This is a genomic window from Bradyrhizobium sp. CB82, from assembly GCF_029714405.1.
GTDB lineage: Bacteria > Pseudomonadota > Alphaproteobacteria > Rhizobiales > Xanthobacteraceae > Bradyrhizobium.
Genome location: NZ_CP121650.1, coordinates 6,918,939 through 6,931,498 on the forward strand (window position 1 = coordinate 6,918,939; position 12,560 = coordinate 6,931,498).

At 65.7% G+C, this 12,560-nt stretch carries 12 protein-coding genes; 9 read left to right on the plus strand and 3 right to left on the minus strand.

Going from position 1 to position 12,560, the window contains the following annotated elements:
- Nucleotides 1-103: 103 nt before the first annotated feature.
- Together QA640_RS33605 and mutY are read right to left on the minus strand one after the other, a co-directional pair.
- Nucleotides 104-523: a PaaI family thioesterase gene (locus tag QA640_RS33605; protein ID WP_283037090.1), complete on the minus strand. Its 420-nt coding sequence runs from the start codon at nt 521-523 to the stop codon at nt 104-106.
- A 52-nt stretch (nt 524-575) separates the two neighbouring features.
- Nucleotides 576-1,715, minus strand: a complete 1,140-nt coding sequence (gene mutY / locus QA640_RS33610) for an A/G-specific adenine glycosylase (RefSeq protein WP_283037091.1) — start codon at nt 1,713-1,715, stop codon at nt 576-578.
- Nucleotides 1,716-1,901: 186 nt separating this feature from the next.
- Here mutY and QA640_RS33615 point away from each other — a divergent pair, with 186 nt between their 5' ends.
- The 9 genes from QA640_RS33615 to QA640_RS33655 all read left to right on the plus strand — a co-directional run bounded on the left by QA640_RS33615 (nt 1,902) and on the right by QA640_RS33655 (nt 12,007).
- Complete coding sequence (locus QA640_RS33615) at nt 1,902-2,381, plus strand: DciA family protein (protein ID WP_283037092.1); 480 nt, start codon at nt 1,902-1,904, stop codon at nt 2,379-2,381.
- A gap of 130 nt (nt 2,382-2,511) precedes the next feature.
- Nucleotides 2,512-3,183, plus strand: coding sequence for a DsbA family protein (locus tag QA640_RS33620; protein WP_283037093.1), 672 nt, complete (start codon nt 2,512-2,514; stop codon nt 3,181-3,183).
- Nucleotides 3,184-3,380: 197 nt separating this feature from the next.
- Complete coding sequence (smc, locus tag QA640_RS33625) at nt 3,381-6,845, plus strand: chromosome segregation protein SMC (protein ID WP_283037094.1); 3,465 nt, start codon at nt 3,381-3,383, stop codon at nt 6,843-6,845.
- A 130-nt stretch (nt 6,846-6,975) separates the two neighbouring features.
- Entirely contained in the window at nt 6,976-7,956 is a 981-nt protein-coding gene (locus tag QA640_RS33630; RefSeq protein WP_283037095.1) for a small ribosomal subunit Rsm22 family protein, read from the plus strand.
- Between the two features lie 145 nt (nt 7,957-8,101).
- The gene (locus tag QA640_RS33635; RefSeq protein ID WP_283037096.1) at nt 8,102-8,662 is read left to right on the plus strand and encodes a LemA family protein; all 561 of its coding nucleotides are present in this window, start codon (nt 8,102-8,104) and stop codon (nt 8,660-8,662) included.
- A 31-nt stretch (nt 8,663-8,693) separates the two neighbouring features.
- Complete coding sequence (locus QA640_RS33640; protein ID WP_283037097.1) at nt 8,694-9,902, plus strand: M48 family metallopeptidase; 1,209 nt, start codon at nt 8,694-8,696, stop codon at nt 9,900-9,902.
- Between the two features lie 209 nt (nt 9,903-10,111).
- Nucleotides 10,112-10,864, plus strand: coding sequence for a hypothetical protein (locus QA640_RS33645; RefSeq protein WP_283037098.1), 753 nt, complete (start codon nt 10,112-10,114; stop codon nt 10,862-10,864).
- A gap of 60 nt (nt 10,865-10,924) precedes the next feature.
- Nucleotides 10,925-11,593, plus strand: coding sequence for a hypothetical protein (locus QA640_RS33650; protein WP_283037099.1), 669 nt, complete (start codon nt 10,925-10,927; stop codon nt 11,591-11,593).
- A gap of 81 nt (nt 11,594-11,674) precedes the next feature.
- Complete coding sequence (locus QA640_RS33655; protein ID WP_283037100.1) at nt 11,675-12,007, plus strand: GIY-YIG nuclease family protein; 333 nt, start codon at nt 11,675-11,677, stop codon at nt 12,005-12,007.
- 4 nt (nt 12,008-12,011) lie between these two features.
- On the opposite strand, the gene QA640_RS33660 is transcribed toward QA640_RS33655, so the two are convergent.
- Nucleotides 12,012-12,551 (minus strand): adenine phosphoribosyltransferase, encoded by a 540-nt coding sequence (locus QA640_RS33660; RefSeq protein ID WP_283037101.1) that lies wholly within the window; start codon nt 12,549-12,551, stop codon nt 12,012-12,014.
- Nucleotides 12,552-12,560: the final 9 nt, after the last annotated feature.

Here is a 12,560-nt window from a genome sequence, read left to right on the forward strand (position 1 = left end):
AAGGAATTTACGAGCAAATTCCCTCACTGCACGCGCAGGTAGATCCCTTTCCGGTTCCATGCCGATGCGGTAGCATTGCCCCCTATTCGCCACCGCACCCGTATCAGAGAACCACCCTTGCCGCATCGAGCAGGCGCTCGCTGGCGGTGGCGGTCGCAAGCAGCGTGCCGTCTTCGGCCGTTAGCCTCCCTTCGACAAACGCGATCGTCTTGCCGAGCTGGGTGACTTTGGCCTCAGCGACGATCGGCCCGGGTTTGGCCGACGCGAGGAAGTTCACGGTCATGCTGACGGTGGTCGTGTAGAGTCTGCCTTCACTCGTCACGAGCACCGCCGGACCCATCGTATCGTCGAGCATCGCCGAGAGCAGGCCGCCCTGGATGAAGCCGGCGGGGTTGCAGAACTCCGGCTTGCCCTCGAAGCCAAGCTTGATCCAGCCCTCCTCGGGCCGGGCGTCCAAGAGGCGCCAGCCCAGCAGCTTGGCACAGGGCGGCATGTTGAAATCATCGAGCGCAGTCTTGACCATCGGGAGCCTCCATTTCGCTTCCCGATAGCGCAGCGCTGCTGCCAGCATCCCGTCAGGAGTGCGCGCGAAGCTGGAGATCCAGCCCGTGCGCAATGACCTTGCGCATGACGTTGGGCAGCGCCTCATCGGCAAGCGTTGCGATCGGCACCCACCGCATGCCCCTTGGCGCACGGGTGCGACCATCGACCTCCGCGGAGTAGACCACGAGCTCCAGCCGGAAATGCGTGAACACGTGGGTGACCACGCCCAGCTTGCGCCGCCAGCGCGTGATGCCCTTGATCTCAGGCGCCTGCGCGCGCGCGGCCTCGTCCTCCTGCCCGGCTAGCCAGTCCGAGCCCGGCACCTCGGTCATGCCGCCGAGCAGGCCCTTCTCAGGCCGCGAGCGGACCAGCAGCTCATCGCCGCGGACGATGACGAAGGCCGCGCCGCGACGCAGCGTGCCGTTCTTCTTCGGCGCCTTGCGCGGAAACGTCTCCCGCGTGCCTTGCGCGCGCGCGATACAACCCTCATTCAACGGACAGAGCGAGCACGCCGGCTTCTTCGGCGTGCAGATCGAGGAGCCCAGATCCATCAGCGCCTGCGCGCTGTCGCCGGCGCGAGACTTCTCGTCGTCCGCGCGAGAATCGGCGAGCAGCGTCGCCGCCAATTGCTGAATCAGAGGTTTTGCCTGCGGCAATTCCTCTTCGACCGCGAACAGCCGCGACACCACCCGCTCGATATTGCCGTCGACCGGCATGGTGCGGCGGTCGAAAGCGATCGCGGCGATCGCCGCCGCGGTATAGGGCCCAATGCCCGGAAGAGACCGCAAATTTTCTTCGCTATCGGGAAACACGCCGCCATGTTCGCGCGCGACCGCGACCGCGCAGGCGTGCAGATTGCGTGCGCGCGAGTAGTAGCCGAGCCCCGCCCACATCCGCAGCACGTCCTCCTGCGAGGCGCTGCCGAGCGCCGTGACGTCGGGCCAGCGCGCGACGAACTTTTCGAAGTAGGGCCCGACCGCCTTCACAGTGGTCTGCTGGAGCATGATCTCCGACAGCCAGACGCGGTACGGATCGGGCGTCTCGCCCGCCCTCGCGCGCCATGGCAGCTGGCGGCGATGGCGGTCGTACCACTCGAGCAGCGCAATCGGACGCGCAGTCACGTCTGGCTGGTGCAGTTCCGATTTTGCCTTCAGGGCAGACTTGGAGCTCATGCTGATACTGTAACTGGGTAACGCTGATCTCTCCACGTCATGCCAGCGCTCGTCGCAGGCATCCACGCCTTTCTTCGCGGTGAGGCGGCCGGGCATACGCAAGCGGAAGCGACGCCGTCCTTTGGACGGCCCGGCCCGGCCATGACGGAGTTTCAGGCGGCGGATCAGCGATGCTATAAGGCCCAAATGTCCAAACCCGGTCCCATCAGCGCGAAGCCGCTGTCGATCCTGCTCAACGACGTCTTTGCCGATGCCTATGCCAAGCAGGGGTTTGCCGCGCGCGAATTGGTGACGCGGTGGGGCGAGATCGCCGGCTCCGAGATCGCCGCGCATTCGGAGCCGTTGAAGATGCAATGGCCACGGCCGGTGGAGGGCCAGCCGCAGGAGCCGGCGACGCTGGTGCTGCGGGTCGAGGGGCCGATGGCGCTGGAGATCCAGCACTCCGCAGACGTCATCCTGGAACGGGTCAACCGCTTCTTCGGCTGGAATGCGGTCGGCAAGCTCGCCTTCCGCCAGGCTCCCCTGTCGAGCCGCGGCCGCCCGGCGCGGCCCCGCCCGCCCGACGCCGGGGCGGTTGCGAAAGTGGCCGAGACCCTCGGCAATATCGAAGATGAACAATTGCGGGACGCGCTGGCCCGGCTGGGCGCCGCAATCAAGCGAAATTGAGCCTCATTCCGCCGCTAATCTGGAGCCGTGGTTGCGGCCCGCCATTGCCTCCATTGCCGTTTCAAGCTAGCGACAGGCCGCTCGATCGGGGAACTTTGGGCGTGCTCACGCCAATTCGGGAGTTGGACCTTTGATGATCACCCGCCGCGTCTTCACCACGATGCTTTCGCTGACCGGACTTGCCGTGGCCGCCGGATTGTCGCCGCTGCGGCTCATCACCGAGGCCATGATTCCTGAAGCCCTGGCGCAGAGCGCCTCCGATGTCGCCAAACCGGTGTCGCTGCCCGACATGGCGCTCGGTCCCGACAACGCCGCCGTCACCATCACCGAATTCGCCTCGATGACCTGTCCGCATTGCGCGGCCTTCAACGAGCAGGTGTTCCCCAAGATCAAGAAGGAATACATCGACACCGGCAAGGTGCGTTACATCTTCCGCGAGTTCCCGCTCGACATCAAAGCCGCCGCCGGCTCGATGCTGGCGCGCTGCATCGCCAATGGCGACGCGCCGAAATACTTCGCCGTCACCGACATGTTGTTCCGCTCGCAGGTCGACTGGGTGACGAAGAACACCACCGAGACGCTTGGGCGGATCGGCAAGCAGGCGGGCCTGTCTCAGAGCCAGGTCGAGGCCTGCCTGAAGGACCAGGCGCTGCTCGACAAGATCGCAGCCGACCAGAAATATGCGAGCGAGGTTCTGAAGGTCGATTCGACGCCGACCTTCTTCATCAACGGCGAGAAGATCAAGGGCGAGGCCTCGTTCGAGGAATTCGCAAAGAAGATCAATCCGCTGTTGAAGAGCTGATCTTCACGTTTTGATCCTGATTCGCGCCTCAAAAGCCTTGGGAAAAGCAATGCTGGCTGGTTGCCCTTGAGCACCGGCACAGCCATTGTCGCTTGTGCATAAGCCGCTCGAAGCGGTAGCCCAGACACCGACATTTGCCTTCTATGGTATTGTCACGGCAGGGAGATTCGCGTCCTGCCAACAGAGAAGCGTGTTTCATGAAGATTACCCGCCTGCGCCTTCACGGCTTCAAGTCCTTCGTCGAGCCCACCGACTTCGTGATCGAAGCGGGCCTCACCGGCGTCGTCGGACCGAACGGCTGCGGCAAGTCGAATCTGGTCGAAGCGCTGCGCTGGGCGATGGGCGAGACCTCGCACAAATCGCTGCGCGCCGCCGACATGGACGCGGTGATCTTCGCCGGCTCCGGCAATCGCCCCGCGCGCAACCACGCCGAAGTGACGATGACGATCGACAATGCCGATCGCACCGCGCCTGCGGCGATGAACGACAGCCAGCTTCTCGAAATCTCCCGTCGCATCGAGCGCGAGGCGGGCTCGGTCTATCGCATCAACGGCCGCGACGTGCGCGCCCGTGACGTGCAGATCCTGTTCGCCGATGCCGCGACCGGCGCGCGCTCGCCGGCCCTCGTCCATCAGGGCAAGATCGGCGAGATCATTCAGGCCAAACCCGAACAGCGCCGCCGCGTGCTGGAAGATGCCGCCGGCGTCGCCGGCCTGCACGCCCGCCGCCATGAGGCCGAGCTGCGGCTGAAGGCAGCCGAAACCAACCTCACCCGCGTCGAGGACGTGATCGGCCAGCTCTCCGGCCAGATGGAAGGCTTGAAGAAGCAGGCCCGCCAAGCTGTGCGCTATCGCGAGGTCGCGGCCAAGGTGCGCAAGGCCGAGGCGACGCTGTTCCATCTGCGCTGGATCGGGGCGCAAGCCGAGGTCAATGCTTCCGGCCACACCCATGATCTCGCCGTCCGCGAGATGGCCGAGCGCACCCAGCACCAGGCGGAAGCTGCCCGCATCCAGGCGATCCGCGCCGCCGGGATGCCGGCGCTGCGTGATGCCGAAGCGCGCGCCGCGGCCGGCCTGCAACGGCTGACCAATGCACGCGAGCTGCTCGACCGCGAGGAAGAGCGTGCCAAGGAGCGCGTCACCGAGCTCGAGCGCCGGCTGACCCAGTTCGAGGGCGACATCGCCCGCGCCCAGCAGCAGACCATGGATGCCGACGTCGCGCTTCAGCGGCTCGATGCCGAGGATCTGGAGCTGAAGGAAGAGATCAAGTCGCGTGTCGAGAAGCGTTCCGGCGTCGACGAGCGCGTGGCCGGGGCCGAGGCGACACTCACCGAAGCCGAGCAGCAATTCTCCGAGCTGACCACCGCGCTCGCCGACCTCACCGCCAAGCGCAACCAGCTGGAAGCCAATGTCCGCACCCACCGCGACCGCCTCGCCCGGCTCGACCAGGAGATCGCGAACGTCTCGGCCGAAGAGCAGAAGCTTGCGGAGGAGACCGGCGGCTTCGGTGACCTCGACGAGCTGACCGCTGCCGTCGAGAACGCCGAGCAGACGCTGGCGGCGTCCGAAGCCGCGGCACAGGCGAGCGAAGCCGCGCATGTCGCGGCTCGCCAGACGCTGGAATCCTCGCGCTCGCCGCTGAACGAGGCCGACAAGCGCGTGCAGCGGCTGGAGACCGAGGCGCGCACGATCTCGAAGATCGTCAACGGCGAGACCAAGAATCTGTGGCCGCCGATCATCGATGGCATCACCGTCGACAAGGGCTTTGAAAAAGCGATCGGCGCCGCGCTCGGCGACGACCTCGACGCACCCGTCGATCCCTCCGCGCCGATGCGCTGGACCAATGCTGGCGTCACCGATGGCGACCCGGCCCTCCCCGAGGGCGTCGTGGCCCTCGCCGACCACGTGCAGGCGCCGATCGAGCTCTCGCGCCGCCTGGCGCAAATCGGCGTCGTGCCGCGCGAGCGCGGCGCCGAGCTCGTCTCGCAGCTCAAGACCGGTCAGCGGCTGGTCTCGCCCGAAGGCGACGTCTGGCGCTGGGACGGTTTTGTCGCAGCGGCTCACGCGCCGACCGGTGCTGCGCGACGTCTTGCTGAGCGCGCCCGCCTCGTCGACATCGAGAACGAGCTGGAGCAGGCCCGCATCGACGCGCAGGTCAAGCGCCAGGCGCTGGAGAACGCCGAAGCCGAATTGCAGATGGCCGCCAGCACGGAAGGCGCCACGCGAGAGGCATGGCGCGCCGCGCAGCGCGAGCTCAACGCCGCGCGCGAGCGCCATGCCACCGCGGAGCGCGAAATCAACCGTCACGCCGCGCGCAAGTCGGCGCTGTCTGAAGCGCACAGCCGCCTCGCCGCCGACCGCGCCGAGGCCGAGGCCGCGCATGAATATGCAGCGGCTGCGATCTCCGAGCTGCCGTCGAGCGAAGACACCGAAGTCCGGCTCGCCGCCGTGCGCAGCGACATCGAGGGCCATCGCCGCATGGCCGCCCAGGTCCGTGCCGAGGCGCAGGCGCTGGCGCGCGAGGCCGAGCTCGCCGACCGCCGCGTGCAGGCGATCCTCGCCGAGCGCACCGAATGGCAGAACCGGAAAGCAAGCGCGGCCTCCCACATCGACACCATCCAGGCCCGCATCACCGAGGTCTCGATCGAGCGCAGCGACCTCGAGAATGCCCCCGCGGTGTTCGCCGAGAAGCGCAGCGCGCTGATCAACGAGATCGAATACGCCGAGAACGATCGCCGCGTCGCCGCCGACGCGCTCGCTGAGGCCGAAACGGCCATGGCAGAGACCGATCGCGTGGCAAAGTTGTCGCTCGAAGCACTGTCGAGCGCCCGCGAGGCGACCGCGCGCGCCGAGGAGCGCATGGAAGGCGCACGGCGCCGGCTCGAAGACATCGAGCGCGAAATCCGCGACATGCTCGAGGTCGAGCCGCAGGCAGTCGCAGGCCTTGCCGAGATCGAGCCCGGCGCCGAGCTGCCGCCGCTTCATGAGATCGAGGAAGATCTGGAAAAGCTGCGCCGCGACCGCGAGCGTCTCGGTGCGGTGAACCTGCGCGCCGAGGAAGAGCTGCGCGAGGTCGAGGCCCAGCACACTGGCCTCACCACCGAGCGCGACGACCTCGTCGAAGCCATCAAACGGTTGCGCCAGGGGATCCAGAGCCTCAACAAGGAGGCCCGCGAGCGGCTGCTGACCTCGTTCGAGGTCGTCAACAACCACTTCAAGCGGCTGTTCGTCGAGCTGTTCGGCGGCGGCGAGGCGGCCCTGCACCTGATCGAGAGCGACGATCCGCTCGAGGCCGGTCTCGAGATCATCGCAAAGCCGCCGGGCAAGAAGCCGCAGACGCTGTCGCTGCTCTCGGGCGGCGAGCAGGCACTGACTGCGATGGCGCTGATCTTCGCGGTGTTCCTCACCAACCCCTCGCCGATCTGCGTGCTGGACGAGGTCGACGCGCCGCTCGACGACCACAACGTCGAACGCTACTGCAACCTCCTGCACGAGATGACCGGCTCGACCGACACGCGCTTCATCATCATCACGCACAATCCGATCACGATGGCGCGGATGAACCGGCTGTTCGGCGTCACCATGGCCGAGCGCGGCGTCTCGCAGCTCGTGTCGGTGAACCTGCAGGAAGCGGTGGAGATTCTCGATCAGAACGTGGCGTGAGACTGCGGACGTTCCACAACCATTGACGTCATCATCCGCGAAGGCGGATGATCCAGTACGCCGTGACTTCTCGGTTGACGGCGCTGTCACGGAGTACTGGATGCCCCGCCTTCGCGTGGCATGACCGCGCATGATGATCGCTCCCACCCTCCCCGCCGAACTGAAAGCCGCCCTTGACGCGAAGCTGCAAGGCTTCTCCCGCACCGACGCTGCGCGGCGGTCGTCGCAGATCTCGAGGACCTATCGCGCTGGCGGTGGCTCGGGCGCCATCAAGTCCGATGCCGATGCGCTGGCCTATGCGCTCGCACGGATGCCCGCGACCTATGCCGCCGTTGCGGCCAGCCTGAATGCGCTGACCGAGATCGCGCCGGAGCTTGCTCCGGAAAGCCTGCTCGATGTCGGCGCAGGGCCGGGCACCGCGAGCTGGGCAGCCGCGGAAGCCTTTGCTTCGCTGCAATCCTTCACCCTGCTCGACGCCAACCGCACGTTGAGCAACCTGGCACTCGAGCTTGCGCATGACAGCGCGCGACTGGCTGACTGCCGGTATTTGCCGGGCGACGCGGCCGCGAACCTCGCGGAGGCCATGCCCGCCGATCTCGTCGTCGCGAGCTACATGATTGGCGAGCTCAGTGAGCACGACCAGCGCGTGCTCGGCGAGGCCATGTGGGCGAAAGCCCGGCACGCCCTCGTCGTGATCGAGCCTGGCACGCCGGCCGGGTACGCGCGCATCCTTGCGCTGCGTCAGCAGTTGATTGCATTGGGCGCGCATGTCGCAGGCCCCTGCCCGCACGATAAACCCTGCCCGCTCGTCGCGCCCGACTGGTGCCATTTCACCCAGCGGTTGCCGCGCTCGCGAGCGCACCGGCAGCTCAAGGCGGCCGAGGTGCCGTTCGAGGACGAGAAGTTCATCTATGTGGCGCTGACCCGCGCGCCCCCTGCCGCGCGCTTTTCGCGCGTGCTGGCAGAGCCGGACGTGGGTAAGGTCGAGATCACCGCCAAACTCTGTACCGAAGAGGGCGTCGAGCTCGCAAAGGTGCCGCGCCGCGACAAGGCGGCTTATGCGGGTGCCCGCCGCTGGCGTTGGGGCGACGCCGTCATGGCCGAAAGTTAACCTCGTTCGGCGCTTTTCCCTTGAACTGGAATGGGCTCGCGCCCGACCAAGCCTTACTTGCCTTTTGCCCGCCTTGCTCGCCGGCCTGCCGCCCGGCGTCATTTTGGTTTACGCTACGCGCCTTCTTTCCCCTCAGGAGTTCTCCATGTCGACCGGCTGGATCGTTCTCGGCGTCATCGTCGTCCTCGTGCTGTTCGCCTTCGGCGCCTACAACCGCCTGGTGGCGCTGAGCCAGCGCGTGGGCCAGGCCTTTGCCGACATCGACGTGCAGCTCAAGCAGCGGCATGACCTGATTCCGAACCTGGTCGAGACCGTGAAGGGCTACGCCGCGCATGAGCGCGGCACCCTCGACGACGTCATCAAGGCGCGCAATTCGGCGATGTCGGCGCAGGGTCCGGCGCAGGTGTCCGCGGCCGAGAACCAGCTCTCCGGCGCGCTCGGCCGGCTGATCGCGCTGTCGGAGGCCTATCCCGATCTCAAGGCCAACGCCAATTTCCAGCAGCTCGCGAGCGAGCTCTCGGACCTCGAGAACAAGATCGCAGCGAGCCGCCGTTTCTTCAACAACGCGGTCCAGGAATACAACACCGGCATCCAGCAGATGCCCGCCGCCTTGTTCGCCGGCATGTTCGGCTTCACGCGCAAGGAGTTCTTCGATCTCGGCGCGAGCCGCACCGAGGTCGAGGCAACGCCACAGGTCAAGTTCTGATCGAACCGATTGACCGGCAGGACAGCGCGCCATGGCCGCGTATGGTCTCTACACGCATATCGCCTCGAACAAGTTTCGTTCGATGGTTCTGCTCGCGGGGCTGTTCCTGCTGGTCTATGTGCTGGTCTATGCCGGTGCGCTGATCGCCGAAGTCGTCATCAACGGCAATCAGTCCGTCGCCTATTACCTGACCCGCGCCTTCTCCGATCTGATCAAGGCCTCCCCCTTTGCGACCGTCGCGGTGGTTGCCTGGATCGTGATCGCCTATTTCTTCCACCAATCGATGATCGATGCCGTCACCGGCGGCCATGACGTGACACGGCAGGAAGAGCCGCGGCTCTACAATCTCCTCGAAAATCTCTGCATCTCGCGCGGCATCACCATGCCGAAGCTGAAGATCATGGAGAGCCCGGCGCTGAACGCGTTCGCGACCGGCCTCAACCCGCGGCAATACGCGATCACCGCCACCACGGGTCTGTTGGAAGCACTGAACGACCAGGAGATCGAGGCGGTGCTGGGCCACGAGCTGACCCACATCAGGAACGGCGACGTGCAGCTGATGGTGGTCGCCGTGATCATCGCCGGTGTGGTCGGCTTCTTCGGCGAGTTGTTCTTCCGCCTGTTCACGAGCTTCAACTGGAGTTCGGGCTCCGGCGGCTCGTTGTCTTCGGGTTCGTCCTCCTCGTCGCGATCGTCCTCATCAAGCGACAGCAAGAGCTCCGGCGGCGGCGCAGTGGTGGTCGTCATCATCGCGGTCGTGCTGATCGTGGTGGCCTGGCTGGTGTCGCAGGTGGTCAAGCTCGCGCTGTCGCGTTCGCGCGAATTCTTGGCCGATGCCGGCTCGGTCGAGCTCACCAAGAACCCCGACGCGATGATCTCGGCACTGCGCAAGATCGACGGCCGCGGCGAGCTGCCGGGCGCGACCTCTGCCGTGATGGAGCTCTGCGTCGACAATCCCCGCGAGGGCTTCGCCGACCTGTTCGCGACCCACCCCTCGGTGGACGCGCGGATCAAGGCGCTGGTCGATTTTGCCGGCGGCCATGACCCGGGCCCGCTCCAGCCGCCGACCGACGAAGGCAAGCAACCTGATACCGAGGCGGAACAGCAGGACGCCCCGCCGCCGCTGCCCACCGGGCCATGGAATGATCCGGGCAAGCCGGCCGATGCCGCGCAGGGCACCGCGCACAGCCCGTCCGGAACCCCCGTCCCCAACCCGATGGGGCCTTGGGGCCATCATTGATCGCACGATTTGCACCGTCGCGAGGCCGATCTTGCGGGGATTTCATTGCGATTGGGAAAAACCGCGAGAATTGCCGCAACGAGGCTGCGAGGAATTGAATTCTCCCTTGTTTCTGCCATGTTCGCGCCCAACAGCAGACTTGGGAAAGTCGATCTGGGACCCGGCCGATTGCACCTACGCAATCGGCGGGCGTGCGTTAGGGGACAGCGATGGCAAAGCCGGCAGTGGTTGTGGTGGGCGCGGACAAGGGCGGGGTTGGCAAGACCACGGTCTCGCGCACCTTGCTCGATTATTTTTCCGCCAACAACGTGCCGACGCGCGCCTTCGACACGGAATCCCCGCGCGGAACGCTAAAGCGCTTTCACCCGGAGATCACCGAGATCGTCGACATGATGACGACGGCCGACCAGATGAAGATCTTCGACACGCTCAATGCGGCGAGCCCGTCGGTGACCGTGATCGACGTCCGCGCCGGCCTGCTATCGCCGGCACTCGCCTCGCTGCGCGACATCGGTTTCCTCGACGCCGCCAAGGCCGGCCAAATCACCTTCGCGGTGTTCCACATCCTGGGGCCGTCGATCGCCTCGCTCGACGAGATCGCCGAGACTGCGGGTTTCATGGCCGGCGCCAAATACTTCCTGGTGAAGAACTTCATCAACGACACCCAGTTCTTCCAGTGGGACCAGTCGACCTACAACTCCTACTTTCACCGCATCAAGGACGCAACCGAACTCACGATCCCCAAGCTCAACGAAATGGCCTATGAGCAGGTCGAGGTCTCGTCCGTTCCGTTCCTGAAGTTCGTCGCCAACAAGGGGATGAACGACGAGGCCGCGAACTATTCCTTCGTGCTGCGCGGCTATGTCCGGCATTGGCTCGCCAATGTCTGGAGCGAATTCGACCGCATCCGGCTGACCGACATCGTCAGCTCCAAGCCCGCCGCCCGCAGCAGCGAAAAATAGTTGCGGGCGAGGTGTGGATGCGGCTGGATTGGGCGCCGAACCCGCCTGATATAGCTGCTAATGGCCGTCACGCCCGTCTACATCATCTGCTCGCCCCGACCGCAGGTCGGCAAGACGCTGCTCGCGCGCCTGCTGACCGAATTCCTGCTGCTCAAGAACGGCGATGTCGCGGCCTTCGACGTCAATCTGAAGGAGCCGTCGCTGCTCGACTATCTGCCGAAGGTCACCGAGACGGCCGACGTCATCGATACCTACGGCAAGATGCAGCTCATGGACCGCGTCATCGTCGATGACGGCCTTGCCAAGGTGATCGACCTCGGCTTCCACGCCTTCGATGAATTCTTCAAGATGACCGACGAGATCGGCCTGTTGAAGGAAGCCGCCCGCCGCCACGTGGCGCCGATGATCCTGTTCGTGGCCGATACGGACCGCGTCTCGGGCCGCGCATATGAGATGCTGCGCCAGCAGATCCCGCGGATCAATCTGATCACCGTGGACAACGAATATGTCGTGCGCGGCGAGCTGCCGCCCGCCATGGCCGGGGGCCGGCTGTTCCGCCTGCCGGCGCTGCCAGGCTTCCTGAAGACCTATATCGACCGGCTGAGCTTCTCCTTCACCGGCTATCTGCGCCAGGAGAAGGATTCCTCGACCGAGCTGCACCAATGGATCCGTCGGAATTATCTCGCCTTCCGCGAGCTCGAGCTCAGCCTGATCCTGCAACGATCCTGATTTATTTTACCCGGGTAATATTGACCACCCGTCTGGTGGCTTGTATGACCGCGCGACACCGTGCCCCGCGAGACCAAGCCTATGAGCATCGACCGAAAGGCCGCGATTGCCGCCTACAAGGAGCGCAAGACCGCCGTCGGCATCTACGTCGTCCGCTGCGCGGCGACAGGCGAAGCCTGGGTCGGCCAGGCGCTGGATCTGGAGAAGGTCCCCAATCGGATCTGGTTCACGCTGCGCCAGGACGGACACCCCTGCCGCACGCTTCAGGCCGCCTGGAACGCGCATGGCGCAGCAAACCTGAGCTTCGCCGAATGCGAGCGGCTGGACGAGGAGGAGATGAGCTATGTCCGCGATGCGCTTCTGAAGGAGCGCATGCTGCATTGGCTGTCTGAGCTGAAGGCCGAGGCGATCTGAGCGCTCAATGCCCTTCGAACGTCATCAGCGTGCGCACCGGCACGTCCATGGCGCGCAGCTTGGCGGCGCCGCCGAGCTCGGGCAGGTCGATGATGAAGCAGGCGGCTATCACGTTGGCGCCGATCTGTCTGAGCAGCTTGACTGCGCCCTCCGCGGTGCCACCGGTGGCAATGAGGTCGTCGACCAGGATGACGCGCTCGCCGGGCGCGACCGCGTCGACATGCATCTCCATCTCGTCGATGCCGTATTCCAGCGAATAGGCGATGCGCACCGTGGTGTGCGGCAGCTTGCCTTTCTTGCGGATCGGCACGAAGCCGGCCGAGAGCTGGTGCGCCACCGCGCCGCCGAGGATGAAGCCGCGCGCCTCCATGCCGGCGACCTTATCGATCTTGTTGCCGGCCCAGGGATGCACGAGCTCGTCGACCGCGCGGCGGAAGCCGCGCGCATCCGCGAGCAGGGTCGTGATGTCGCGGAACATGATCCCGGGCTTCGGATAGTCCGGGATGGTGCGAACGCTCGCCTTCAGATCGTGGTCAAAGGTCATTGGTGCCTC